Source organism: Chryseolinea sp. H1M3-3 (assembly GCF_029360725.1).
Classification (GTDB): domain Bacteria; phylum Bacteroidota; class Bacteroidia; order Cytophagales; family Cyclobacteriaceae; genus Chryseolinea.
Map to the genome: position 1 here is coordinate 20,037 of NZ_JARKMY010000001.1, position 25,658 is coordinate 45,694.

Annotated in this window: 21 protein-coding genes and 1 tRNA gene; 7 read left to right on the forward strand and 15 right to left on the reverse strand. The window is 43.4% G+C overall.

Annotated elements, in window-relative coordinates:
- Positions 1-79 precede the first annotated feature (79 nt).
- Positions 80-415: a hypothetical protein gene (locus P2W71_RS00060; protein WP_276365377.1), complete on the forward strand. Its 336-nt coding sequence runs from the start codon at positions 80-82 to the stop codon at positions 413-415.
- A gap of 264 nt (positions 416-679) precedes the next feature.
- Here P2W71_RS00060 and P2W71_RS00065 read toward each other — a convergent pair whose 3' ends face one another.
- Both P2W71_RS00065 and P2W71_RS00070 read right to left on the reverse strand, forming a co-directional pair.
- Positions 680-1,021: a four helix bundle protein gene (locus P2W71_RS00065; RefSeq protein ID WP_276365378.1), complete on the reverse strand. Its 342-nt coding sequence runs from the start codon at positions 1,019-1,021 to the stop codon at positions 680-682.
- Positions 1,022-1,250: 229 nt separating this feature from the next.
- A tRNA-Arg gene (locus P2W71_RS00070) sits at positions 1,251-1,322 on the reverse strand.
- A 337-nt stretch (positions 1,323-1,659) separates the two neighbouring features.
- On the opposite strand from P2W71_RS00070, the gene P2W71_RS00075 reads away from it, so the two are divergent.
- Both P2W71_RS00075 and P2W71_RS00080 read left to right on the forward strand, forming a co-directional pair.
- Positions 1,660-1,986, forward strand: a complete 327-nt coding sequence (locus tag P2W71_RS00075; RefSeq protein WP_276365381.1) for a helix-turn-helix transcriptional regulator — start codon at positions 1,660-1,662, stop codon at positions 1,984-1,986.
- On the forward strand, positions 1,983-4,715 hold the full coding sequence (locus tag P2W71_RS00080; RefSeq protein WP_276365384.1) for an ABC transporter permease: 2,733 nt from the start codon (positions 1,983-1,985) through the stop codon (positions 4,713-4,715). Before P2W71_RS00075 ends, P2W71_RS00080 begins: the two co-directional genes overlap by 4 nt.
- A 75-nt stretch (positions 4,716-4,790) precedes the next feature.
- Here P2W71_RS00080 and P2W71_RS00085 read toward each other — a convergent pair whose 3' ends face one another.
- Positions 4,791-5,930: a hypothetical protein gene (locus P2W71_RS00085; RefSeq protein WP_276365387.1), complete on the reverse strand. Its 1,140-nt coding sequence runs from the start codon at positions 5,928-5,930 to the stop codon at positions 4,791-4,793.
- A 408-nt stretch (positions 5,931-6,338) separates the two neighbouring features.
- On the opposite strand from P2W71_RS00085, the gene P2W71_RS00090 reads away from it, so the two are divergent.
- Genes P2W71_RS00090 through P2W71_RS00100 form a run of 3 tightly spaced genes read left to right on the forward strand, consistent with a single transcriptional unit; the run spans position 6,339 to position 9,412 of the window.
- Positions 6,339-7,166 carry a glycosyltransferase family 2 protein gene (locus P2W71_RS00090; protein ID WP_276365390.1) on the forward strand — a complete coding sequence of 276 codons (828 nt, stop codon included), beginning with the start codon at positions 6,339-6,341 and terminating at the stop codon, positions 7,164-7,166.
- A 13-nt stretch (positions 7,167-7,179) separates the two neighbouring features.
- On the forward strand, positions 7,180-8,310 hold the full coding sequence (locus tag P2W71_RS00095) for a glycosyltransferase (protein ID WP_276365393.1): 1,131 nt from the start codon (positions 7,180-7,182) through the stop codon (positions 8,308-8,310).
- Positions 8,303-9,412, forward strand: a complete 1,110-nt coding sequence (locus P2W71_RS00100; RefSeq protein WP_276365396.1) for a glycosyltransferase family 4 protein — start codon at positions 8,303-8,305, stop codon at positions 9,410-9,412. The genes P2W71_RS00095 and P2W71_RS00100 overlap by 8 nt, the downstream gene beginning before the upstream one ends.
- Positions 9,413-9,552: 140 nt before the next feature.
- On the opposite strand, the gene P2W71_RS00105 is transcribed toward P2W71_RS00100, so the two are convergent.
- Both P2W71_RS00105 and P2W71_RS00110 read right to left on the reverse strand, forming a co-directional pair.
- A complete protein-coding gene (locus P2W71_RS00105) occupies positions 9,553-10,596 on the reverse strand; it encodes a hypothetical protein (RefSeq protein WP_276365398.1) in 1,044 nt (347 codons plus the stop codon).
- Positions 10,597-10,598: 2 nt separating this feature from the next.
- A complete protein-coding gene (locus P2W71_RS00110) occupies positions 10,599-12,653 on the reverse strand; it encodes a carboxy terminal-processing peptidase (protein ID WP_276365401.1) in 2,055 nt (684 codons plus the stop codon).
- Between the two features lie 54 nt (positions 12,654-12,707).
- On the opposite strand from P2W71_RS00110, the gene P2W71_RS00115 reads away from it, so the two are divergent.
- Positions 12,708-13,433, forward strand: coding sequence for a DNA alkylation repair protein (locus tag P2W71_RS00115; RefSeq protein WP_276365404.1), 726 nt, complete (start codon positions 12,708-12,710; stop codon positions 13,431-13,433).
- Between the two features lie 31 nt (positions 13,434-13,464).
- On the opposite strand, the gene P2W71_RS00120 is transcribed toward P2W71_RS00115, so the two are convergent.
- From P2W71_RS00120 to P2W71_RS00165, 10 genes are all read right to left on the reverse strand, one after another.
- The gene (locus tag P2W71_RS00120; RefSeq protein ID WP_276365407.1) at positions 13,465-14,997 is read right to left on the reverse strand and encodes a carboxylesterase family protein; all 1,533 of its coding nucleotides are present in this window, start codon (positions 14,995-14,997) and stop codon (positions 13,465-13,467) included.
- Positions 14,998-15,031: 34 nt separating this feature from the next.
- Positions 15,032-16,321 carry an MFS transporter gene (locus P2W71_RS00125; RefSeq protein ID WP_276365408.1) on the reverse strand — a complete coding sequence of 430 codons (1,290 nt, stop codon included), beginning with the start codon at positions 16,319-16,321 and terminating at the stop codon, positions 15,032-15,034.
- Positions 16,322-16,377: 56 nt separating this feature from the next.
- The gene (locus P2W71_RS00130; RefSeq protein ID WP_276365426.1) at positions 16,378-17,163 is read right to left on the reverse strand and encodes a 3-oxoacyl-ACP reductase family protein; all 786 of its coding nucleotides are present in this window, start codon (positions 17,161-17,163) and stop codon (positions 16,378-16,380) included.
- A gap of 76 nt (positions 17,164-17,239) precedes the next feature.
- Positions 17,240-18,310: a TIM barrel protein gene (locus tag P2W71_RS00135; protein WP_276365428.1), complete on the reverse strand. Its 1,071-nt coding sequence runs from the start codon at positions 18,308-18,310 to the stop codon at positions 17,240-17,242.
- A 26-nt stretch (positions 18,311-18,336) separates the two neighbouring features.
- Positions 18,337-20,925 carry a c-type cytochrome gene (locus P2W71_RS00140; protein WP_346659938.1) on the reverse strand — a complete coding sequence of 863 codons (2,589 nt, stop codon included), beginning with the start codon at positions 20,923-20,925 and terminating at the stop codon, positions 18,337-18,339.
- 7 nt (positions 20,926-20,932) lie between these two features.
- Positions 20,933-22,303 carry a Gfo/Idh/MocA family oxidoreductase gene (locus P2W71_RS00145; protein ID WP_276365431.1) on the reverse strand — a complete coding sequence of 457 codons (1,371 nt, stop codon included), beginning with the start codon at positions 22,301-22,303 and terminating at the stop codon, positions 20,933-20,935.
- Between the two features lie 310 nt (positions 22,304-22,613).
- Positions 22,614-23,156 carry a hypothetical protein gene (locus tag P2W71_RS00150; protein WP_276365433.1) on the reverse strand — a complete coding sequence of 181 codons (543 nt, stop codon included), beginning with the start codon at positions 23,154-23,156 and terminating at the stop codon, positions 22,614-22,616.
- Between the two features lie 283 nt (positions 23,157-23,439).
- Positions 23,440-24,420 carry a non-homologous end-joining DNA ligase gene (gene ligD, locus P2W71_RS00155; RefSeq protein WP_276365435.1) on the reverse strand — a complete coding sequence of 327 codons (981 nt, stop codon included), beginning with the start codon at positions 24,418-24,420 and terminating at the stop codon, positions 23,440-23,442.
- A 108-nt stretch (positions 24,421-24,528) separates the two neighbouring features.
- Positions 24,529-24,747, reverse strand: coding sequence for a hypothetical protein (locus tag P2W71_RS00160; protein WP_276365438.1), 219 nt, complete (start codon positions 24,745-24,747; stop codon positions 24,529-24,531).
- Positions 24,748-25,146: 399 nt separating this feature from the next.
- Positions 25,147-25,485, reverse strand: coding sequence for a hypothetical protein (locus tag P2W71_RS00165; RefSeq protein ID WP_276365440.1), 339 nt, complete (start codon positions 25,483-25,485; stop codon positions 25,147-25,149).
- Positions 25,486-25,658 lie beyond the last annotated feature (173 nt).

Consider the following 25,658-nt stretch of genomic DNA (forward strand, 5'->3'; position numbering starts at 1 on the left):
AGCCTTACTGTGACTTGCCAATTTGTTTCGCGGGATTTATGATTAGACAATTCCCAAATAGTGGAGAATTTATGACCCTATGACTGTTGAAAACAAGTTTGACCTGACAGCAACCACACGAGTTGCAATTCCAATCATTATAGACCTACATGAAAGGAAAGTAATTTGGACAGATCTCTCCCTTAAAGGGAATCCATCAACAAATAACAATGTTCATAATAATCTGTCTTTAACAACAATTATTAATAAATCAATGACAACTTTGATAAAACCAAATCTTTATGACTTATTAAATTTGCACCTCCAAGCCAGGGGGCAAAAAACACTTGACATGAACGAAGCAAACGTTATCTTTGCTGTTAACGATGGTATTAAACCTACCGATATTGATATTTTAGTATCGGAATATTTATAAAAATCTTGAGGGCTATTCAGTTGCTTCCTTCTAACCTGAAACTAGCGATTGAACTTTCCCTCTTTTTTATTTTAAGCCATGTCTCAGTAATATAGGATTCGACCATCAAAATCTTATTAGATTACCTTTCTATACTTACTCTTCAAAACCTTCATATCCTCACTCACTTTGTTGTCCACAATCTTTGCATAATGCTGCGTAGTTTTAAGGCTTTTATAGCCAACATTTTACTCACAGTTTCAATAGGCACTCCGTTGGTCAATGTCACTGTATCAGCAAAGTATGCCGCGCACATCTTAGAAGCTCCTCGCCCTGATTGTAATAATCTTTGAAGATATTCTCCTCTACCATACCTTCGTCTTTCAACACATCCAAAATGGCGATGCATTCAAAAATGGAACTTCGCGCAATGACGTAGAAATTTCTGCGATCTGGTTTACTGAACCGACCAGACCCTTCAGCCAAATTAAGAACAACACTAAACGCCGCTCTCCTAAGTTGATCGTTGGTGGTACTGTCTAGTCTCGTGGCTTTAATAAATGCCCGAATACTTGCATTAAAGATTTTGGCTTTCTTGTAGACGGTGAGTTTTTCGAAATCGAACATAACGGGTGAATTTAAATGAATAAAATTACAACGGATTTCAAGTGGCAGGGTGAGGGAAAAGACCCGCTACACCTTATTCGCTCTCGCTCTCACATTCACGCTGTCTGTAGTGTGAGGGTGAGGGCGAGAGTAGAGTAAGCGTGAGCCGGGGGTGAGAGTGAGTGTGAGAGCGAGGGAAAAACAGAGTGAGTGTGGTCGCTCTCGCTCTCCACACTCACTCTGTTTTTAGTAGCCCCGGCAGGAATCGAACCTGCATCTTCAGAATCGGAATCTGAAATACTATCCATTGTACTACGGAGCCTTCTGAGTGTTTAAGTGTTTACGTGTTCAAGTGTTGATGTGGGTGTGAGCCTGGTGGCTGTTTCGGGTGCAAAAATAGGGAAAGGTTGGAGGGTAAAAAATCTGGCGAGGTACTTCGGCTAAAATATCGTACAAAACAGGATTGTACCCAGGTTTCTAAAGTCTGCTGGGCTCAGACAGAAACAACACAGTTGACCGTCGCTGGCCGCTAAGAGTTTTTTGCCGGGCTGATCCAAAACTGGCGGAAGAAAAAAGTTTGCTCATTCTCTGTAACCCGGCACTCTTTCGAGCGTATATTCATTAGTTATAATTTTGTATATAATCGTAAATGGTATAAAATGAGCAGGGTCATCGGCGAATTGGAAGAACTCATATTACTGGCAGTCTGCATTTTAGACGGCGATGGCTACGGCATTTCTGTGAAAAATGAAGTCGAGCGACATACCGGACGCACCATTTTATTAGGTGCCATACACATTACGCTCTATCGTCTTCAAGACAAAGGGTTGCTTGAATCACAGCTCGGTGGCAGCACGGAAAAGCGAGGCGACCGCCGGAAGCGGCTCTTCAGGATCACTCCAAAAGGAATGGAACAATTGCGGGCTTCGCAGGAAGTCCGGCAAAAAATGTGGAGCCTCATCCCTCAACTCAAGCCTGGTTTATGAGCAACGTCCGAAAATCGTTAGCGCGAAGGATGGCCGTAACACTTATTGAACGACGGGTGGGACGCGCATACGTCGAGGAATTCCTGGGAGACCTCGACGAAATGTATGAAGATCGCCGCTCGGCAAAGGGAAAATTTGTAGCCGAAGCAATGTACTGGGTCGATGCAGTCCACCTGATCGTTGGCTTCTCCTCCACAGCTAAAAAACAACACCACACTATGTTTATGGGCAACATGATTAAGATCGCGTGGCGAAGCGCCGTGCGACAAAAGCAATTCACGATCCTCAACCTGCTCGGCCTGACACTGGGTATCGCCACTTCCCTGGCCATCGGATTATATGTGTACGACGAGAGCACCTACGATACATTTCATGCGAATGGAGATCGGATCTACCGCATCAACCAACCCATGATCTGGAACAATTGGAACGAACAGTTTTCATGCACAGGCCCGGGCGTTGCCGAAGCTATCAAAGCGGATATACCGGACTTCGAGGAGCTGACGAGAATTATGTTTATAGGCGAACAGCTGATGCGCGTAAACAATAACGAGGAGGCTACACACTTTACAGAATCGAAATACTTTGTGGCGGAGGACAATTTTTTCAAGGTGTTTTCTTTTCCCTTCGTGAAGGGCGATCCAGCCACTGCATTAAAGGAGGCCAACAGCATGGTGATCACGGCCTCGACAGCCAAACGCTATTTTGGAGATGCAGACCCAATGGGAAAGTTAATTGAAACGAAATCTGCCGCCGGAACTTACACGCCATTCACTGTCACCGGAGTGCTTGCCGATGTTCCTGCCAAATCACACTTGCAATTCGACATGCTCGGTTCACTCCCTTCCGTACCGGAATTTAAAGAGAGCAGGTCAACGTGGATCTTTACCGTTTTCGCCACGTATGGAATGGTCAATGAGGGAACCGATATCACGGCGTTGACGAAAAAACTCCAGGCCGTTCCTCCCAAGTGGGCAGCACAAACTACCAAGGGAGTGTTCAATCAAACCTTCGAACAATTCACCAAGGGGCAACCCTGGACACTTTATCTCCAACCGTTACAAGATATCTATTTGGCAAAGTCGCCGGATTTCAACCGATTTGGTCCTTCGGGAAATCCATCTTTTGTAATGATCTTCGGAGCTATCGGCGCACTCGTCCTCGCGCTGTCGTCCATCAATTTTATGAACCTCTCCACAGCACGATCGAGCAACAGGGCAAAAGAAGTTGGCGTGAGAAAAGTGCTGGGTTCGGGGAAGAACACACTTGTCCGGCAGTTTATTGTCGAGTCAGTCTTGTTTGTATCCGTAAGCACTGTGGCCGCACTCTTACTTGTTCAGGTTTCCCTGAATACTTTTAATACCGTCGCCGAAAAACAAATCCTGCTTCTGCCACATTTGACCAACCCATACTTCTTCGGAATTTTGGCAGTTTTTATCCTTATCGTTGGACTATCCGCAGGAAGCTATCCCGCATTCTATCTCTCGGCGTTCAAGCCCGCGGAAACGTTGAAAGGAAAACTGCGTGCTGGATTCAAAGGCACTGGCATTCGCAACGGTCTGGTGGTGCTACAGTTCACGGTCTCCATCGCGCTGATCATTTGCACCTTCTTTGTTCAAAAACAATTATCATTTGCGAGTTCAGTAGACGTCGGCATCAGCAAAGACCATGTACTGCAAGTTCACAACATACACCAACTCGGAAAAGGCGCCGATGTATTGAAAGCCAAACTTCAAAACAATAGCGTCTTTAGTATCGTGGCTAAATCAGGCGCGCTGCCTCCCAACGTCTGGGCGGGTGATCGTTATCGCGCAGATGGACCCGATCAAGCAGTCGTAGATCTCAACTACATGCGCTGTGATGAGCATTATCTTCCCTTACTTCAAACGGAATTTATTATCGGTCGGAATTTTGACGCCGGGAATGCCGCCGATAAATATCATGTCATCATCAATGAAGAAGCCGCGAAGGTTCTCGGCTACGGATCGAAGGAAACCTGGAAGGACGACTCACCTATTGGAAAGCATGTAGTACAATCATTCGGATCGGAAGAAAAACTTAAGATCATCGGCGTTGTCAAAAATTTTAACTTCAACAGTGTCAAGCAACGCATCGGACCGTTGCTTATCATGCACAATGAAAATGACAAACATTGGAGTTATACGGCGGGCTTCCCGTCGTATTTATCAATGCGACTCAATTCAGCTTCCATCCAAAACGGGGAAGAACTCCAGCGAATCATCGACGGTGTAAAAGGAGAAGTTACCAAGATTGATCCCGCCGTTACATTCCAATACAGCTTCATGGATGAGGAGTTCGATAATACGTTTCGCGACGAAAGGAAGATGAGTGTTATCCTGAATCTGTTTACCATATTAGCAATCGTCATCGCCTGCCTCGGGCTGTTCGGATTGGCTGCATTTTCTGCCGACCAGCGCAAAAAAGAGCTCGGCATCCGGAAGCTGCATGGCGCCAGTATTTCTCAGTTGGTTTTATTGTTCTCCTCAGAATTCACAAAGCTTGTTGCGCTGAGTATTGTATTGGCGTCACCCATAGCCTACCTGATGACAGACTACTGGCTGAGCAACTTTGCATACAGAACGCCGATCGACATTTGGGTATTCATTGCTGCCGGAACAACGGCCATGTCGATCGCAATCATCACAGTCGGGTTTCAGTCCTTTTCAGCCGCGAATACAAATCCCGTGGAGGTGCTACGGAGTGAGTAAAGTGGTTAAGCATGTTTCAAAGTACAGGTTTATGTACTTAAGACAAATCGGGTTGCTATCGAAACAGCCTTCACGCTATTGTAAATCAATGTGATTAATAGGAATCAGGTTTACGTCAAACTTCTTGACAAACATGTTCATCAATGGGTCGTTTTTGATCTTTTGCATGATTCGCGTGGTTTGTGCAGTATCGTAACCCATTACCATCTGATCGGAAAGTTTGAGGTATTTCACAGCGAAATAAAACCCTGCGATGACATAGGGACCAAATGGCGTTTGAGGGATATCAAAAGAGGTGCCTGTCATATTAAACAAGGTATTAGGCAAATATTCACCGGTATGCTTAATTCCCTTTCTTGTCATGTAATAATTAGCCGCCCGCGACCTTGACGCTTGCCGTGGATCGCTCATGGAAATCAACCCTGCCAACGGGGTCTGCTTCTTCGACTGATTGATCAACAATTCTTTTGACTCCCTTTTATTCTGGGCGAACTTTCTCACCTCGTGTTGAACGGTATCCCAGAAAGGCACTTCTGGGATACCATCATCTACGCGTATTAACGAATGGATGGCATAGTCCTGAATACCACTGGTGATTTGAATTTCCAAAACCTTTAACTCAGGATCTGTAGCAATTGCTTTTTCCAGCATCGTACGTTGATGTCGTGGATGCGTTCGGAGTAAATCGATACTTGTAATCCAGTCGCCGGCCAGATAACCATCGTAGGCATATACTTCGCGCAGCAGTAACTTGATGCTCGTGTCATTGACGATCTTATATGTTTTACCTTTCACCTGGATTTCCGGCTTTTCCGCGACGATCATCTCTTCTATCTCTACCCCTACTGCTGATGCATTTAGCATACCGCAGTTCAATGGCGATCCGTCCACGATGTGTAAGTCATGCACGTGGCTTATATAATGATCGTTGGAATCTTCGGTAAGATGGCCGTGTGTTTGAATGTGAACATAGTAACGCATCGGAACATTCTTTTCATTGTTACGCTGCACTTCTTCGAAAGTCCGTTTGATATCCATGACCACATCGGGTGTTACGAAAGAACCTGCTGCGCGAATAACGTGCATCTCCACTTCGATGCCTTGCTTCAGAAATTCAGCTGTGGTTTTAGATACGGCATCCAGTTGGATCTGACTTAAGTCGCGGGCGTCGGCGCAGCCAATGAGTATATGAATTTGTTTTTCTATGATTGTCATAAGGATTTAAAACGTATTAGCTACTGGAAATGATTTGTATACAAATTTATCAACAATTGAATGTGGGTCTTTACGATCCGGATGATTCAAAAATATACTCGATTTTTTCATTACTTCAGGTTACGTACCACGGTAGAAAATAATATAGCCAAGGTGCGAAAATGCTGGTGGATCCGGAATGATTATAGAGACTTTCGTCATCAAGAACAATTAATAATGATGACCGAAATCGCTGCATATCAGTTGAACTCGATTGCATCGCTACTTGCACTTTTTACATCCGGAGGCAGCACAAAATATTTATAGTCGACATTTAAAATTTAGATAAATTTGACAAATATATACACGGGAAGTCAACCAGCTATCATAAAGGACGGCTTCTTCATAATCTAGCTAAATGATTTTTGAATGGTAACCATTGCTGTAATATTAACATGCTTTAACCGCAAGGCAAAGACCTTACAATGTCTGGACCACTTGTATAAGCAATCGGGAATAGGAACGCAATTTAAGTTTGACGTTTACCTGGTGGATGACGGCTCCACAGATGGAACCGGTGAAGCTGTAAAAAAATCCTTCAGAGAAGTAAACATCATTCAAGGCAACGGCAATCTCTACTGGAACGGTGGTATGCACCTCGCCTGGAAAACAGCTGTAGCAACAAAGCATCACGATTTTTACCTATGGATTAACGACGATACATTCATTTTTCCGAATGCTACACAAGAGGTGCTGGAATGTTATGCAGCGGCGGGGCAAGAAGCCATTATCTGTGGCTCTACCTGTACGGAAAAGACCAGAGAATTTTCGTATGGCGGAAGAACGAAACAAGACAAGATAATTTTACCTAATGGTCAGTTGCAGGAATGCCATATCATGAATGGTAACTTTGTTTTGATCAGTGATGAAATCACAAAAAGCGTAGGCATCATCGATCCAATATTTCCGCACGCTATGGGCGATCACGATTATGGATTGAGAGCCATCAAAAAGGGATTTAAAATTTTTATCACACGTGATTACATTGGGTATTGTGAATTGCATGACAAGATCGCGAATTGGTGCAATCCGGCAGTTCCATTAAAGAAAAGAATCAAAGCTCTTTATTCTCCGCTGGGGAATCACCCCAACCAGTTCTTTATTTATGAAAATCGCCACTATGGATTCTTTCGCGCGGCGTTTCACTACCTAACGATACATCTACGCGTTCTCATACCAGGTCTCTGGAAACAGTAGTTGCGCTTTCGATATGTCAAAAAAGAAACTACTCATTTTTCACCCTGCACTTGCGCCTTACCGGGTTGATCAATTCAATGCGATCGCGAGGCTGTTCGAACTTCATGTGGTATTTATTTTTGACAATGTCTGGAATCACAAGTTTGACCAATCCAAATTACAGGAGAAGCTGATTTTCGAATACTCATTTTTACTGAAAGGTCCCCGGATTAAGGGCAGGGTCTTCAGGTTTGGTATGGTTAAGAAAATACGTCAGGTTAATCCCGAAATAATTATTGGATACGAATATTCGTTTACAACCCTTTATTTGATTCTGCTGAAAAAGTTAGGCATCATCAAACAACAGATTGGTTCGATGATCGACGACAGTCTGGAAATTTCACGGCATATACAAAGTGGCATGCGTGATCGCGTGCGGAGTTTTTCAGTAAAGCATTTGGACTATCTCATTGTACTTTCGGATGAAGTGGCTGATTTCTATCAAACAAAATTCAGTCTTGATAAAAAACGTGTCATCGTTTCCCCTTTGTTTCAAGATCCGCTCAGGTTGAGAAAAGATGCCGGTAAACTTGTACCATTAGCTAAAACACATTTTCAGAAATTCAACTTGAAAAATAAAAAGGTGCTGTTGTTTGTCGGGCGATTCATACCTGAAAAAGGGTTGTTGAATTTTATTGAAATCATAACACCAATTTTGAAAGAAGATCCGGAGGTAAGATTGGTATTGGTAGGTGATGGTACGGAAAGAGAAAAAATTCAGGGTAGTATAGAAAAGCACGGCGTACAAAACTCGGTTGTTTTAGCCGGTCGATATGAAGGGGACGAACTTCTTGCATGGTATCACTGCGCCTCAGCATTTGCACTGCCAAGTTTTTATGAGCCATTCGGTGCCGTGGTGAATGAGGCTTTGATTTTCGGATTGAAGGTTTTCTGTTCACAGTTTGCCGGAAGCAGTTATCTTACAACACCAGGGGAAGACGCACTTTTCAATCCAAATGATATTGATCAAAGCAGGTTAGCATTAAAAATATTCCTTGGTCATATACCGGTTAAGGAAAGCATTGACGAAACCTTGGCGCCGGTGAGAATGCGTATTGATTATAATAAGGTTTTTGACGGTTGGAAAAAAAGCATGTATGACTAAGATATTTCAAATCGTCAGTTCTATCAATTTAGGAGGTGCCGAAAACCTTACTTTCAATCTTATTGATCAATGCTCCCTGCTGCATCCTGGAAAATTCGAATTCATCATGGTGGAGTTGTATGCCACTAAATCTTTTTATGCATATAGAAAAAAAGTAGAACTGCGTTCAAAAGGAATAAGGGTAATTACATTAGGAGGAACCAGTAAACGAACCAGTCTGCCGATTGCTCCTTTTAATCTCCTCTATCACATTCAAAAGGAGAAGCCACAGGTTATTCATTCCCATACCGACCTGCCAGACTTTGTATTGAGCCTTGCGTTGAAAATAAGGTCTTTAAAAAGGGTTAAAATCGTTCGCACCATTCATAATACCGAGCTTTGGAGTGATCATCAAGACGTAGGACGAGTGGTCGAATCATCCTTTAAGGAAGACAAAATTATTGGCGTTTCGCATGCAGCGCTTAACGCATACTTTAAAATCCGCGAAGCTTATAGGTTGCCGATATCTTCCAAGTCAATGGTCATTTATAACGGATGCCCTACTCCAAAAAAAGAATCTCATCATTTTAAACTGGATCCGCAGCGGATCAACATAGCTTTTTGCGGCCGTTTCGTGCGACAAAAAGGTGTGGACATATTGGTAGATGTAATTCAAAAACTCGACAAAAAAATCAAGGATCGGATTCTCTTTCACTTCGTTGGAGACGGTCCTTACAAAGAGCTGGTTGCTAACCTCGCCGCTCAAAACGACAACGTATTGATGTATGGTGCGGTGGGTAATCTCGCAGGAAAAATTTATGATTTTGATTTTTTAATCGTTCCGTCGCGGTTCGAGGGACTTGGATTAATCTCCATTGAAAGCTCATTGTCGGGTGTGCCTGTAATAGCTGCTCGGGCTCCGGGTTTGGACGAAACGCTTCCTCCGGATTGGCCTTTGTTTTTTGACTTGGACAATACTGTGGAACTCGAAAATATTTTTCAGAAAATTATTGATGCTGCCTTTGATAAAGAGCATCTACAAAAAGTGGCCCATGACTATGTTTCTAAAAAATTCTCAATGAAAGAAATGGCCATCGGATATTCCTCCATATATCTTGAATAAGGGATTTTGTGGGGACTGATACATTATCATCTTGGTCAGACCTATATACCCGAAGACGTAAAAAACAGCGTTCCAACACAAATATCCCGTCAGGCATTTAAGAGGCGTCCGAAGGTGAATACCCCTGTTAAAAGCAGTTCTTACAACTTATGGGGTACATGAAGATCCATAAATCTTTTACGACTGGCATCCCAACTCGCCATTATCTTTTCCCGCAATGCGTTTAGGTCGTTATTGGTTTTATTGTAGTCGTTTACGGCTTTGTTGTAATCAGCGATTGCTTTGTTATATGCATCTACGTCCGCCTGAACACGTTTATTTGACGGTTTGGCATCGAACGATTTTTTTATCTTTTCGAAATCCTCCTTCTTGATCAAAAATTCAGTCAGGTAAGACGCTTTGTTTTCTGCTTCATCCTTCTGAAATGTCAATACTTTCCGGCATGCCGTCAACAATGATCCATCACCATTAAAGGGTTTAATGGTATCCAATCGCGCTAACCCTTCAGTAGAAAATTTAGCAAGGCTGTTCTTACTTTGCTCAACACCATTCACATCGTTTTTTTCCATCGCCTTGAACATGAGCCCTTCCTGTACATTGCTTTTGAAATAAAGCAAGAAGAGTTTATTCATATAACTGTTTACACGTCCCGTTTGCTCCAATCGCTTAGTCAGTTTGCTAGCCTGTCCTTCGGTAAGTCGCACGTTATGCTTTGCAGCAAAGGTCTCATATCCCGTTTGAACTTTGCGATAAGCCTCATTCAATCTTTGTCCGGCTTTTTCCTGGATCAGCAGCGTAGCTTCCATGGCGTCGTAGGATTGTTCAGCAACTTCCTCCATGTCAACAATCTTTGCATAATCTTCTTTAAACACCGATAACAAAACGGTCCAATAATCTTTAAATGCATCCCTTAAAGAAACATCACCTTTATAAGGGCGTAACTTTCCTCCCTGGCGGATGGCTTCATTCACAGAATTGATTAATTCCGTTCGGCGTTTTTCCATTTTACGCGCACGACTACCATGCGCTACCTCGCTCATGTATGACAGATATTTTTTAGATAAGTTTTCCTCCAAGGCATTCAACGCATTCATGTGATCGACAGGACTCTCACCGGCTGATTGACCTGAAACATTGATAATCCATAATAACAGCAATGCGGCACTCAATAAAAAACGTTTCATAATCAGGGTTCTTTTATATAATCACAAATAATAGAATAAGCCTCCTCCAAAGAGATATCGGTTAACAAGTTTTTTGACCATACTTCGTTGACCTGCCGAACGTAGTCGTCAGCTTTCATGCGCTCTCGATCAAAAAAGTGATGGCCGATTTTAAAAGTAGAAGTCGGCTTTTCGGTTATCGCTGCTAACGACTCAAATTCTTTTCCTTCATTATTCACTAATTTCTTGTAGTCTGGCCAATTCAATGATACAGAGTCAAATTTTTCATTTAATCCTGCCAGTGAAGCACTGCATCTTATCAGTTGTTGAAATCCACTGTTGTTCTTTACACGTACTTCACTTTTTTGTTTCAGCTTGTCCAACGGCAGTGGACGCAACGGTGTATAATATATTTTTTTGGATATTGAGTCTGAAGACAGTGCGCCTTCTAAATATGCTTCGCCAAAATCAATAGAATCATAAAGATCAGGCAATGCAATATCTGGGTGAATGCCAAGTTGTTGTGCCGTTTTTCCTGTCACTCGATAAATTTTAAAGTTAGTGATGGTAGTATATCCCCAACCTGATTTCTTATTCGAGAGATTATCTTCCAACGCGAACATTTGTTGACCAGTAGCCTTGCCGTAAGTTTTACTTCCCACAATGATACCTCGGTGATAATCCTGCAATGCCGCCGCCAAGAATTCAGAAGCGGATGCACTAAAACCGTTCACCAGAAGAACAAGCGGTCCATCGTAAACCGTTCCCCGGTTCATGTCCTTTTCAGAGATGATGGCACCGGACTTTTCTTTTAATACACCCATCGGGCCTGCATCTATAAAAATACCTGCCATGGCGACAGCTTCTTTTAAAGAGCCTCCTCCGTTATAGCGAACATCCAACATCAGGCCATCGATGTTTTCTTTTTTTAGCTTCAGGATTTCTGTAGCCACGTCGTTGGCACACTGTGATCCATCGTTGTCGCCCCAATCCGAATAAAAACCAGGTAGCGAAACATAACCGATTTTTCTTTCTCCCTCAAGAATAAAACTTTTTACCCTGTTTTCATCTGTTGACATTTTTTCTTTTCGGAGTCGGACCGTGCGCTCAATTCCACCGGCCTTTATCAGCGTAAACTCCAGGCTGTTCTTGACAGATTCGTCGAGTAAAGTACTAAACTCTTGCTTCGTCATTCCATCAACATCAATCCAATCACTTCCTTCCCACCGAATTTGCTGTATAACATCGCCGGTATGAACTTCTCCTGACTTCCATGCCGGTCCTCCGGGGGTTAATTGCGCGATAATAATTTCACCACGATCATTTTCATCTACACTAATTCCGAAATAGTATCCTTCTGTACTCACCGAAGCAAGGAAGTTTTCCATCTGCGCGAAAGAAAGATAGCTGCTATGTGGATCAAACGACAAACTCACCGACTGCAAAAACTGGGAAGCGATATGACTTTCGTAACCGGCGGCGTGATTTAAGATTCGTTGGATCACTCTGACTTTATTACGCTGCGCTTTGAGTCTTGCCTCGGCTTCTTTTTTACTAATAAAATCCTTATCAGGCACTTCAGGTGTTCTTTTCTGAAGGCGGATGAGAACATTCAGTGTTTCAAATTTCAGATTTTTATACCATCGATCTGCAAGAGACTTTTCATTCGGCGCCCAGCTTGTATCAGCAATGAAGACCTCATTCTTAAATACATCGAATGGGGCTTTGGTATTTTGTATGATAATACCTTCCGTCCGCAACAAGCTCTGTTTGAACCGTTGTGTGACTGCAGGTAAAAAATTCCAGGAGGTACCAGTTAAATCATCATCGATTTTATATTTGAATTGGGATAGCGCCGTTATATCCTCCTGCGTAAAGTAAAGCCTCTCAGGGTCGAGTACATTTAAAAAATGATGGAAGACAATGCTTGAGTAGGTATCATTGACAGGCCTTGCATTGAAATGATTTTGCAAAATCAGTTTTTTTAGCTGCAACGCTTCATTCTTAACGGAAGCAGTTTGCTGGGCTATCGCGATGAGGGAATTTAAAAGGAAAAAGGATATTATTATGAAACGCATTGGTATTGACACATCGTCAAATTATAAATGCCCAATATAAAAGATTTCATCAAGATGAAAAGTGCATTTTACCGCGAGATCCTTCATGACATAAAGAAAAATTCAGGCAAACCAGGAATAGATGCATTTCTCAATCCGTATCTGGGGAATAAACATCCTATGTATCCAATTACCTCTCCACAAATGCGAAAAATTGCCAAAGACTGGATCAGGGAGCATAAGGATATGCCTGCCAATGAATTTGCGGCTTTAATTACCGACTTAATTGAAGGCAAAACGTTTACTGAAAAGTACATGGCCGGAATTCTATTGGATTATGCCAAAGCAGATCAAAAAATGTTTAAGCCTGCGTTATTTGATAAATGGTTGAATCACGTAGAAGGATGGGCAGAAGTCGATGGGCTATGTACAAATAAATATTCGCGAACCGAGATTGTAAATCAATGGGCGACGTGGAAACCGTTATTGTTAAAGTTTTCGAGGAGCAAAAACATACAGAAGCGGCGGGCGTCCCTGGTATTATTTTGCTCGCCGTTAAATCAAGTCAGCAACATGGACATGTCACTAACTGCATTACAAAATGTAGATCGTCTTAAAAATGAAAAAGAAGTGCTGATTACAAAAGCAATATCATGGGTACTTCGAAGTATGGTAAAGCTTAACCGCGAAATTCTGGAAGATTATTTAAGGGACAATGCAGATACGATACCGAAAATAGCCTTACGGGAAACTAAAGTAAAACTGGAGACCGGGAGAAAAACTAAAAAGAAACTTCTTTGAATAAATCTTGAACGATATGTTAGCGCCAGACCTACTGACCATTTGATTGTGTTTCAAAAAACTCAATCTCAGCTTTAAAGAGTCCGGGCCTTAGCGCAGGGGACTTTCCCAGTTCCATCATATTTCCGTCCGCTTTGTTGTAAGGTTTCCATTCAGGTAAACCGTTACCATTTGGGTTTCCCGTTTTTACAAAATTCACCCAATACGCCGTCATGTATTTTTCAACCGCATAGTCTTCATCGCGCCACGGCCGGTCCCAATGGCTCAAGGTGTGAAGGGCATAAGGAATTTCTGCACTGTGAAATGCGCCGTAGTTAGGAAAATCTGGTTTATCGACCGGCACATGGGTGAACTGATAAATAAAACTGTTGTTGCTGTTTACAGCTGCCCATCGTGTGTATGGATACGCCAAGCCTTGAACCAAAGCAAGCTTGTGCTGAGACGCTTTTGAAACTTCCTCAGATGTGGCAGGAAATAAAGTGAAAAATTTTTCCTTATTCCTTCCATATGCATCAGCGGAAGTTTTGAATTCATCCATGGGTTTGGGTTCTCTCATGGCATCTCCCGTTACCCATCCCGCCATCAGTGGAACATCATGGTGCATTTTCTTTTTAAAGACGGTATTGACGTCTTCGGTTATCACATACCCATCTATTATCGGAGAAAAGGTTCCGAAAGGCATTGTATTGCCCAGCGTTAAGAGACTATCTGCGGAGAGTTGACGCATCGCATCAATTTTTGGTTCTGGCAACTTTTCGGATAACGTAGTGCCTATTTGCTCTGCATCTTTCAGGGAACGTACAGGTCTTCCGGTGATCGTTCCGCTTTGTGCAATAGCCCCTTGGAAAAGTCCTTTGGATAAAGGTGATGAGACAACAGCCTGAACCGCTGCTGATCCTGCCGATTGCCCTGCGATTGTAATATGATCGGGATCGCCACCAAAGGCTTTGATATTCTTTTTCACCCATTCGATGGCGGCGATCTGATCCATAATACCATAATTGCCCGAGCTTTTATGCGGTGATTCTTTCGTTAGTTCGGGGTGGGCCATGAAGCCGAAAATGTTGAGCCTGTAATTTATGCTCACATAAACAATTCCCTCCCTCGCTATCGCCTCCCCATCGTAAATCGGACATGAACCCGAGCCGTTGATGAAGGCACCACCTGGAATCCAAATCATGACTGGTAATTTGTCTTCCGTTGATTTTGCTGGCGTCCAGACGTTGAGATAAAGACAATCTTCGCTAATCGGTTCAACCGGTGGCTGAAATTCCTCCGTCCACATGCGAAAAGCTTTTGGTTCGTTCTGCATTGGGCTAGCGCGAAATTCGTTGCATGATAATGTATCTGTCCATGAGGTAAGTCGGTGAGGCGCTTTCCAACGTAGCGCTCCAACCGGAGGCGCTGCAAAAGGGACTCCTTTAAATGCATGCACACCTTCCTTTTCCGCTCCGGAAATTAAACCAGCCTCGGTCATTACAACGTCAAGGCTATTGACTGAAGTGTTTTCTTGCGATGAACACGAAAGTAAAAGGATAAGGAACAAAAACAGGATATTATTCATAACCATATTAGTAACAAATCAACCAGGTAAGGAACTACTTTGCGACGACCCGTTCAATTTTTCCTACTAAAAAAATATACGAGAACGCACCGACTATTCCCAATGTTCCTACAAAGACTAGCGCGGGTTTAAAATCACCACCGCTGACTACAAAACCGATAACGATGGGCACCACAATTGAGGCCAGGTTGCCCATAAAATTAAATATCCCGCCGGTCAAGCCAATCAAATGCCGTGGCGACAAGAGAGAAACGAACACCCATGAGATTAAAGCCATGCCCGCACCAAAAAATGCAAGCGACATAAATCCGATGATGAGTGCAGTATCATCCACATAATTGGCGCCTACAATGCTTCCTGATAAAATCAATCCAAAAATAATCGGTGCTTTACGCGCCATGCTCACGGACTTGCCTTTGCTTACGAGGTAGTCAGAAAGAAAACCCGACAGCAGCAGTCCGGCACACGCAGACAGAAAAGGAATAGAAGCGAGATAACCACTTTTCAAAAAATTCAAGCCGCGGTATTGTACGAGGTAAGTTGGAAACCACGTCAGGAAAAACCATAGTGTTGCGTTTACACAAAACTGACCGATATAAACACCCCACAGCGTACGGTTACTAAATACCTGCTTCCAGTCTTCCCATCGCCAGGCAGGTGTCTTAGGAGCATCCTTTTTCTTAAAGACACCACCGCCTTGTTCGATGTATTTAAGTTCGGCGTCATTAACCTTGGGGTGGTCTAACGGATCACGATAAAAGAAATACCATACCAACGCCCAAACAAGGCCCACCGCTCCTGTTACGATGAATAATCCTCTCCACCCGGCATAATATTGCAATGCTACCAATACCGGAGTAAGAAATGCAAGTCCGATAAACTGACCTGAGACGAACAACGCAATGGCTGAAGCTCTTTCATTATCGGGGAACCAACTGGTAACAATCCGGTTGTTTATCGGATAAGACGGCGCTTCGAATGCGCCCGTTGCGAGGCGGAAAGCAAATAAACTGGCAAATCCTTTTACGAATCCCTGTCCTACTGTTGCCAGCGACCAGGTTGCCAGACAGGCCGCATATAAAACGCGAGGTCCTACCCTGTCGGCTAGCAGGCCCCCCGGAATCTGCAATGCTGCATACGACCAGCCAAATGCAGAAAAAATTAAACCCAACTGCACAGAAGATAATTTCAACTCTTCACCGACGCCGGCTGCTGCAACCGAAAGATTGCTGCGGTCCAAATAGTTGATCACAACATTTACAAATACGAGCGCTAACATCCCGTACCGGATCTTGGTTTTTTTAGTATTTTCTAATCCTTCCATGAGCATTTAGATTGTAAGGTGATCAATATTCCCAATGAGGTAAGCAAATCGTGTATTTAACGGGCGGTCCATCCGCCATCGACAGTAATCATTGATCCAACCATGTAGCTGGCGGCATCGCTGGCCAGAAATATGGCTGCACCTTGAATTTCCTGCAGTTTGCCCCATCGTCCCAATGCAGTGGCCCCCACCACGAACTTCTTCCCTTCTTCTGTGTCGGCAATGGGAAGATTCATTTCAGTTAGAAAAGGTCCCGGGCAAAGTGCATTGACATTAATATTAAACGGCGCCAGTTCCAGGGCCAGTGCCCGAGTCATTTGTACAACGGCCCCCTTACTGGAGGCATACGGTGTGCGGTTTGCGAGGCCCACCAAGCCCAATGTGCTCGCCAGGTTAATAATTTTTCCGGCGTTATTTTTTTTCATGAAAGGAACCACAGCTCTTGAGCAAAGCCAGGTACCCGTAACATTTACATGCATTACTTTTGTAAAATCTTCCGGGGTGATCTCATCGATGGGCCCGCGAATGTTAATCCCTGCGCTATTAATCAGAATGTCTATTTTACCAAAAGCATCGATTGCTGCCTTTGCCATAGCTTCCGTCTGTTTGATATCACCCACATCGGCGCTAAATGAAATCGCTTTGATTTTGTAGTCGGCGGCCAGATCTTTTGCTGCCTGGATTCCTTCATTTTCATTTCGGTTAACCAACATGATGTTAGCACCGGCGGAAGCAAGGCCGGCAGCCATGGCTAACCCTAATCCCTTTGATCCCCCTGTAATTAAGGCGACTTTCCCGCTCAGATCAAACTGTTTAACTCCCGGAAGTATTTCTCTACTCATAAACGATTTATAATTGAAGAATAAAAAATTAGAAGATTGGAAATTACATAAACGACTGGAACATTTTCTAAATCTGCTACACCAATCCCAGCTGGTCTCTGCTATAGGCCAGACACTTCACCACGTTCTCCTCCTCCTCAGCAAGCCGTTCTTCTGCAGTCTTTTGCGAAACCCGCGGAAGTGCCGTCGCGTACTTGTTTTGTTTAACCATGCGAAGGGTACGCGCGAGCGCACTGGCCGGAACACCGTCGAATACCGACCAATATTCATTTTTCAGACATGGTATTTCAAGCGGATCACGTGTAATCATTTCCAGGTTAAAAGTAACGTTGGGGTTATGCTTCTTGCACAAGGCAATGATCTTAGGCAGATCAAGAATGCCTTTTCCTAAGGGAACTTCCGACAAAAGAAATCCATCCGAATATTCTTCAACACCCATATCTTTGACGTGAGTGCTGGCAATATAAGGCACCAATGCTTCAATAACTTCCATGGGATCTTCGATGAGGGAAATGCTGTTGCCAAAATCCAACGTAACGCCTATCCACTCACTGCTGAGTTCCTTCAATGCACTTACCAGCTCCGGCGCCAGCCAATCTTTATGATTTTCTACTGCTAGCTTAACCTTATGTTTTCGCAATACGGGTTCCGCTAATTTTAAAGCACTCATTGCATTTTTCTTAAAGTCCTGAACTTCTTGAAGAGAGTGGAAGACTTCATACCGTCGTCCGCCTGAAGTAGCCACCGTGCGTAAGATTGTTGCGCCAGCTTCTTTCGCATGAACAACTTCCTGTTCAAACCTGCCAACATCAGAAGCATCTTTAGGAACCCCAATGGATCCCTCCAGGTAGAGACCAAGTTTTTCCCGCCGGTCACGCATTTTTTTTGCGAAGTCAGGAGTCCAGTCCTTCACGATCACCTGTATCCCGCCAGCGCCGATTTTGTGGCAGTGTTCGAGCATAGCAATGGCGTCATCAAAACCCGGATACTTTTGACTTGGAGTTTTAGAACGCCACCGGCTTCCATAAGAATGAACGACTACGCCCATGCGGGTTTCTTTCAGAAAGTCAGGAAGCTTCATAAAAGGCAGGGCCATGACCCCAAGTCCTTTTGAAGCGGTGTCAAGCAGAAATTCTCTTCGGTCCATTGGAGTAAAGATTGGTTGGTGTTACGTTATTTTTCTTCCTTCGCTTTTATTTCGGCGACATGCTTATCCAGATCGGCGGCGGTCCATGGAACAACCCGTCCTTGTGATGTAACGCGGGTCATACCAACGGTACGTCTACTAACAGCGCCGGCATCATTTCCCCATTCGTTCCTAATATAAGTTAAAATGGAAGCAATTGATCCATCATCCATTGTAGAATGGGATGGCATGACGGGTAGAATTTCGGGTGCATCGTAAAGTTTTCCATTCACTTGAACTGGTCCTTCCATTCCGTGCAACAAGATTAGCGCCAAGCGCTTTTCATCCCCTAACACCCAATCAGACCCAATGAGTGGTGGAGCGAACCGGTTTAATCCTTTGCCGTCAGAGCCATGGCAACCTGCACATGTGGTGAGATAAAGTTGTCGCCCGGAGACGAATTGCATTTGTTCATTCTCATCTAACCGATGCTTTCGTTGAGCACGCGTGGTATCTGCTACATGTCCCGGCCATTCAAAGATTGATCTTAATGTATTGAGTTGCTCGTTCGTCTTATCCGAAGCAGCCAGCAATTTCGGCGCGGACTTCAAACGGATGGGCTTCATTCTACTTTTACCCTGAACCGCCATGGCCGTTAGCACCGCTTTTTCTTTCCAGCCTGAAGATTGAGCATCCCTACCTAGCAAAGACAACAACGACGATAATTCTTCCGGCTGTCGTTTCTTTACAATAGCAGTCGTAAGCATCTCTGTAAAAATTTCCCTGGAGGGACTTTGTGATTGCCAAGCAGGACTGTTCCAGAGACTCATAAGAAAGGTAAACTCCTGGTCTTCCAAGCTGCTCATCACAGCATCGCGGATTAGTGCTGACGTGTCATAACGTTGTATGATCCGGGCCAACAGGAGATGTGACATATCCGAATCCAACACATAGGCAGTCAGTGATATTTGAAGAATTTGCTCGATAGGTGCCTTTTCAGAAACCTTCAACAATACTTCTCCTAATTTTTTTCTTACGGCGTTGTCCGTTTTGGCTAATGGTTCTAATAGCCTTACTGCAGCGGTTCGAACAATTGTACTTCGATCACCCAAAAGCTGAAAAAGTAAATCAGCATCGAGCAATTTCAATCCTTCCAGCACCCACAAAGCATGAAAGCGTCCTTTCTCATCTTTTCCATTTAAGATCAGATCTTTTAATGGAGCCGCTACCTTTCCATCATTGCGTTCAACCAGCAACCGTTGGGCTACATCACGGTGCCATCCGTTGGGGCTGGATAAAGTTGCCACCAATTCTTCAGACGACACCGCCGAAAGTTTCACAACTTTTGGTGGTGTCCAATGCTCAGGGACTATCCGCCAGATGCGTCCGCAGTGTATTGGTTTTACCAGTTTGCGCTGAATTGTTTGTTCCCGCAAATAAGGTGTGACGTACAATCCGTGCTGCACAAGCCCCCTGTACATATCTGCCAAATACAATGCTCCATCAGGTCCGGTGGCTAAAAAAACGGGCCGAAAGCGTTCATCCGTGGAAGCAATAAATTCAGTTCCGGGATTTGGGTCATAAGCCTTTAGAATAAGCCCTTGGTCCTCCACCACATTTCGTTTTACGAGATTACCCGACGGCTCACAAACAAAAGCATTTCCATAATATTCATTTGCTAAGGCCGTCCCTCGATAGAAAAGCGGAGAACATGCTGCCGTGAACTCAAGCAAACGGCCTTTTTCATCCAACGTACCAGGTATGTATCCACGGTTGACAGCGGGGTTGGGGCGGATCGGATAAATGCGACGGTCAATAGTAAGTCCATGATCTATTCCCGTAGTGGGCGTGTGATTTTTGTTCCGCGAAAGATAGTTAGGTGGCACAAGGTCCGCATGCAGTTGAGACCAGTTATAGTTATAAAACAACCTGCCCTCATCGTCATGGCTGATACCCCATTGTCCTCGAAACTCCGTGCTGTCGCGCAACCATTTCCCGTCGACAAGATGATAACGAAAACGAGATTTCGCATTGTAATACCAATTATCGATGCCCCGCCAAAGTCCGTTCCCCGAATGCTCGGGACTGGGATTTCCAGCATAAGCGGAATCAAGCAACGTTTTCGTATCTGCAATCAAATCTCCATTAAGGTCTTCGGTCAGCCATAGCGATTTATTTTCAACCACCAGGGCACCGCCCGAAATCAACGCCAACGCCCTCGGCATCACCAGACTGTCGAGATAGATTTTACTGAGATCCATTATTCCATCACCGTCTGTATCTTCGAGAATGGAAATGCGCCCCACGCGTTCATCTTCACCTTTGCCGTCGATGTCAGGCATGAAGCCCCGCATCTCTACAACCCACAGCCTCCCATCAGGATCAAAAGTAATTACAACAGGATCCTGAACCATCGGCTCCGCGGCCACCAATTGAATTTTAAGTCCAGTTGGCAATTGAAAAGTAGCTGCCTCTTCCGCAGGAGATTTCGCTGGAGATGGGCCTTCATCTGCGTTCTCATGCGTTTTGGAACAACCAGCCAACACAAGGCAAAGCGCCAGGCAGGAAGCCACATAAAGTGTCCTTAAATCTGGCCTATACCTAAGCACGCTTATTAAAATATTATTGCTTTTCAAAAGAGTGTTAAACGTTGTTCGGATCAGGATGCACCCATGGTTTGCGATAAGGACGCTGCAGTAGTGCGTTTGCTTCCGCATCACCAACAATTTGTCGCTTTTTAGGATCATAGACGACAGGTCGACCGGTTTGCATGGATATGTTTGCCAGAATACAGCTAGCCGTAGAGATATGTCCTTCTTCAATGTCTGCAACTGGCCTTCCTCCTTTTTCAATCGCCGCGAGGAAGTCTAACATGTGTAGTCGGGTAGCAGGTGCAGCATTCAGTTCAATACGTTCCTCGGTTAAGTCTTCAGGATATTTTTCTTTTTCATAAACCACATCCTTATGAATTTTCGCGGCATCCTTATCGACGGGAGTGAAATCATATCGCATGGTACTTGCCAGCAAAGTTCCCTTGTCGCCATACAAGGTAAACGACCATGGGTAATCGGGATTATCGGGCGTGCCCCATGTGCGATGCTGCCATATACAGTTCAGTTCAGGATATTCGAAAATAGCTGTTTGTGTATCTGCAATATTTGATTTCGCTTCTTTCTGTACATAAATACCGCCGTTGGAGGTGATGCGTGTAGGCCAGCCGAGTTTTAACATCCAGCGAACGGTGTCGAACATATGGACACACATGTCTCCGGTAATTCCATTACCATATTCCATGAAGGCACGCCACCAACGCAGGTGTGGGATTCCGTCGTAGGGGCGAAGAGGCGCCGGGCCAGTCCACATTTCATAATCCAAAAAATCGGGCACTGGTTCCAAAGGAGGATTGGCACCATTTCTCATGTGCAGGTAACAACACATTTCAACATGTGATACTTTACCTAAGAGACCTGCGTCGACAATATTTTTTTTAGCTTCAATGAGATGCGGTGTACTCTTGCGTTGGGTTCCTACCTGCACTACTTTATTATACTTACGCGCGGCTGCAACCATCGCTTCTCCTTCTACGACATCTACGCTAATCGGTTTTTGAACGTAAACATGTGCACCGGCCTTTACAGCGTCAATGGTTTGAAGGGCATGCCAATGATCCGGCGTTCCGATGACGACGATATCCAATTTATTTTCAGAAAGGAGTTTTTTATAGTCGCCATAGAGCTTCGGCTTTTTACCTGATTTTTGACGCTTGCTTACAAGGTCAGCGGCAGCCGAGAGCATGTTTTTATCAACATCACAAAGGGCAACTACTTCCACTGGTGCAACCTGAATCAATCTGAATAAATCGCTCTTTCCATACCATCCCGTCCCAATCAATGCTACACGTAGTGTTTTACCTTGACTGAGTGCATCCATCCCGTGCGCGCCTAATGCCGAAAATGCCAGAGACGCCGTGGCACCTTTTATAAAATGTCGTCGATTAATAGTAGAGTTTTCCATTTGGTTAGAGGTTGAAGTTTTAAATAATGGGTGAATCGCATTGTGCCCAACCTAAATTAGAAGTAATTAACTTCATGGACAAACTTCGAACACATTCTTATCAGACTTTGCCTGTTGAAATATTTCTGAGGGCAATGGTGGTTATGACAGGCGAAAACTGTACATGAGGCGATTCATCAAAAATATGTGCGATGAATGCTGCACATACAAATTTATTGACTAATGTTTTCGTTTAAGAAATGAACGAAATTGCGTGAGGGAAATTGGTAAGAGCAAATGCCTGTAAAAAATATCTCGTTGCGATACTGAATTAGTTAATACTGAAGCGGTAAAATAATTCCGGGTGAACAACTAACATGATATTTTTTTTAAAATGCCTGGATGAACTACTTACAATCCAGGAATGTCTGCCACCATATAGAACAGGTTGTAGCAATAGCTCTTGCTGACCCTTGCGGACCATAAAATTAAGGGTCGGCCCCAGGCAACTGTTCATTATTGCCATAGCCTCTGCCTTGCACAACAGACTATACTTAATTAATGCATGAAGGTTTCTCCATTTTTTCCCTTTCGTAATACTATAAAACATTTCCTCCGCTTCACTTCCCGAAAAGACTTTCATATAGGAAATATTTTCTTCGAATCCTGAAAAAGCATGGATTAAAAAATCTTCGTATTCTCCCACAACCCAGACACCTATTCGGGTTGGCGTTGACCAAATAATAGCTTCAGAGTAGAAGCACTTAAGATTGACCAGTAGCGTCCTCGTTACGACTTCATTGAGCTCCAATGATGTGGTAGACATCGCTGACTTCTTCAGTTGAATGCTCAGTGCAAAAATTTGTGCGGACATATTCGTTCTTGTAAGTGACTCCCGTTAATCCGAAAGAATTCAAGCTATGTCTTCAATTTTTTGGGCCGATGAAGAAATGCCGAAGTCCAGATCCAGGATATTACCTCAAGAACGACAGAAGCTAATATCTAAACTGCTGAATTAAGGATGGTTTCTTACATAGGAACAATCACTTACACATTTACATATGATACAAGTGTTAGTTCTTACTTTTTTAGCTTAAAAGTAAGGGAGTTCCCTGATATGTGGGGTTATAAATGCAGTGCATTGTGGAAGTCAGTCGTTATTTTTTACTCCTTCTTTTAACGGGTTTCTCCAGATGGACTTCATCCGCTTCCTTGTCAACGCGCAAGCCTTGAAAAACCGGGTGTCGGACACTTCCTTCTTCAGTTATCTCCGTGTACTTTATATTGCATACCAGAACAGGGTCTACCCATGTCATATCAGAAGTTTCTTTTATGGGTATATCGAGAGGAGTTGATTTCCGTATTATTTTTTTCAGCTTGGTATAAAGTTCCTTCAGGCTTTTATCCGTGAACCCTGTACCGACGTTACCGATATATACGAGCTTACTTTTTTTCTTCACTGCAAGAAGCAGGGAGCCGAAAGAACTTCTTGATCCTTTTGGTGCTGTAAAACCAACAATGATAGCTTCCTGCGTTTGAATGTTTTTGATTTTAAGCCACTCGCTCGTTCTTTTTCCGATATAATACTTACTGTCTTTTCGCTTAGCAATCATGCCTTCAAGACCCATCTTTTTCATTTCAAGAAAAAGTGCTTTCCCCTCTCCATCTACATGATCGCAGTAGTGGATAACATCCGATTTTGGCAGAATACTTTTTAGGATTTTTTTTCTTTCAACGACAGACAAGTCAGTAATGCTTTTGCCATTTGCTTCAAGACAATCAAAGGCGTAAAAGTGAATGGGATATTTATCGTTATTCTTATAGTTTTGCAGCTTTTGAAAATTAGGTTTTCCTTGTTCATCAAACACGACAATCTCTCCATCGATAATTGCTTTTTTCTTAAAGGACTTAAGCGCTTCAAAAACTTTTGGATAAGCTTTATCGAATGTCAGCCCATTTCGCGAATACAGCCTATTATTACCTGATGAATTAATTTCTGCAATCGCGCGGTAGCCGTCCCATTTAATTTCAAAAATCCAGTCGGCGTTATCAAACGCCGGTAAATCGGATAACTGGGCCTTCATCGGTTCAATAAAGGATGAAAGTTTTTGTCCTCCTTCTATTCGTACATATTTCATGAGGGTAGTCTGAAGTAAGGTCTGTTAATATTCCTGCGATGTTAAAAATAATTCAACAAAAAAACCCGGACATCTGGCCGGGTAGTTCTTTATCTATGTATATGAAACTTAATACACCATTACTTTGTCGGAACTGATGTCGGGTGTCCTGACGATTTGCATTCCTTTGAAACGATCAGTACCGTTCTTCTTTAAATCTTCCTGATCAATGAATTGAGATAAGTCAAATTGGGAATTGATGAGTAAATAGTTTGGTTTTTTGCTGAAGCTATTAAAATAGTCTTCGACTAACTTGTAAACCGTCTTGTAAAACTTTTCCTTGTCCATATACCAGATGTTTAATTTTTCCGTGATTCTCAGGCGGTAAAAATTATGCCAGCCGTTTTTGGTTTAAAATTCAAGCAAACCATTGCCGCTTTGTGTAAACTGCGCCCCTTCCTTGAGAAATCCATTACCCAAGTCCTGCGACATCAACACTAACGACAACATTCATAAATGCTATTTGACCGTTGTTTGTAACCGTTCATCGCCAAAAAACGCATTTCATCGGTATGAAAAAAGAGCTGGAAACGTTTGAAAATGCTTATTTACATCATTCTTTAACAAAAAATTTTTTTTCTATTACGACCTTCCCGGGGGATAGTGCAGGATTTTTACCGTCTAAATACAAGGCATAAAAAAAGGTGCCATTTAGACACCCATTTTTATAAAGCCTACTGGAATAATTTATTCCTTATCTTTTTCCTTAACTACATTACCATCTGCGTCGAATTTCACCATTTTAGTTTCTGATCCTTTGGTTAATTCAACACTATACATAGTCTTGCCATCTTTTTCTTTCTTGTGTGCGTTTGCTACTGTCCAGCCGCTGTAGTCCTGTCCTTGTAAGGAAGCTTGAATAGATGCAGGTAGCTCACTCGTTGCAATAGCCTGTTTATCTTGGTCGTCACTCTGTACTGCTGAGCTTGATTGAGTTTGTGCAGGAGCTACTGAAGCTGAATCCTGAGCTAACACAGCAACTGAACTAGCTGCTAAAAATGCAATTGCAAAAAATACCTTTTTCATGATTTTAAAATTTTAGTTAAACATTTAGTTTTATAGTGAAGAGTATCTATCGTCTCCTGCTCCTCTATGAGTAAATAATGTACCGAATACTAGGTCGCAGCTAAAACCCTAGATATCAATGCAATGGAACGATAGGCTATTCGACGTGCAGATGATTGGGGCAAGAAAGTATG

Coding starts and splice junctions, on each gene's coding strand:
- P2W71_RS00160 (WP_276365438.1), bottom strand. CDS start 24,747: ATGGACAAGGAAAAGTTTTACAAGACGGTTTACAAGTTAGTCGAAGAC.
- P2W71_RS00095 (WP_276365393.1), top strand. CDS start 7,180: ATGTCAAAAAAGAAACTACTCATTTTTCACCCTGCACTTGCGCCTTAC.
- P2W71_RS00105 (WP_276365398.1), bottom strand. CDS start 10,596: ATGAAACGTTTTTTATTGAGTGCCGCATTGCTGTTATTATGGATTATC.
- P2W71_RS00085 (WP_276365387.1), bottom strand. CDS start 5,930: ATGACAATCATAGAAAAACAAATTCATATACTCATTGGCTGCGCCGAC.
- P2W71_RS00060 (WP_276365377.1), top strand. CDS start 80: ATGACTGTTGAAAACAAGTTTGACCTGACAGCAACCACACGAGTTGCA.
- P2W71_RS00065 (WP_276365378.1), bottom strand. CDS start 1,021: ATGTTCGATTTCGAAAAACTCACCGTCTACAAGAAAGCCAAAATCTTT.
- P2W71_RS00110 (WP_276365401.1), bottom strand. CDS start 12,653: ATGCGTTTCATAATAATATCCTTTTTCCTTTTAAATTCCCTCATCGCG.
- P2W71_RS00150 (WP_276365433.1), bottom strand. CDS start 23,156: ATGTCCGCACAAATTTTTGCACTGAGCATTCAACTGAAGAAGTCAGCG.
- ligD (WP_276365435.1), bottom strand. CDS start 24,420: ATGAAATATGTACGAATAGAAGGAGGACAAAAACTTTCATCCTTTATT.
- P2W71_RS00100 (WP_276365396.1), top strand. CDS start 8,303: ATGACTAAGATATTTCAAATCGTCAGTTCTATCAATTTAGGAGGTGCC.
- P2W71_RS00130 (WP_276365426.1), bottom strand. CDS start 17,163: ATGAGTAGAGAAATACTTCCGGGAGTTAAACAGTTTGATCTGAGCGGG.
- P2W71_RS00080 (WP_276365384.1), top strand. CDS start 1,983: ATGAGCAACGTCCGAAAATCGTTAGCGCGAAGGATGGCCGTAACACTT.
- P2W71_RS00135 (WP_276365428.1), bottom strand. CDS start 18,310: ATGGACCGAAGAGAATTTCTGCTTGACACCGCTTCAAAAGGACTTGGG.
- P2W71_RS00115 (WP_276365404.1), top strand. CDS start 12,708: ATGAAAAGTGCATTTTACCGCGAGATCCTTCATGACATAAAGAAAAAT.
- P2W71_RS00120 (WP_276365407.1), bottom strand. CDS start 14,997: ATGAATAATATCCTGTTTTTGTTCCTTATCCTTTTACTTTCGTGTTCA.
- P2W71_RS00145 (WP_276365431.1), bottom strand. CDS start 22,303: ATGGAAAACTCTACTATTAATCGACGACATTTTATAAAAGGTGCCACG.
- P2W71_RS00125 (WP_276365408.1), bottom strand. CDS start 16,321: ATGGAAGGATTAGAAAATACTAAAAAAACCAAGATCCGGTACGGGATG.
- P2W71_RS00165 (WP_276365440.1), bottom strand. CDS start 25,485: ATGAAAAAGGTATTTTTTGCAATTGCATTTTTAGCAGCTAGTTCAGTT.
- P2W71_RS00075 (WP_276365381.1), top strand. CDS start 1,660: ATGAGCAGGGTCATCGGCGAATTGGAAGAACTCATATTACTGGCAGTC.
- P2W71_RS00090 (WP_276365390.1), top strand. CDS start 6,339: ATGGTAACCATTGCTGTAATATTAACATGCTTTAACCGCAAGGCAAAG.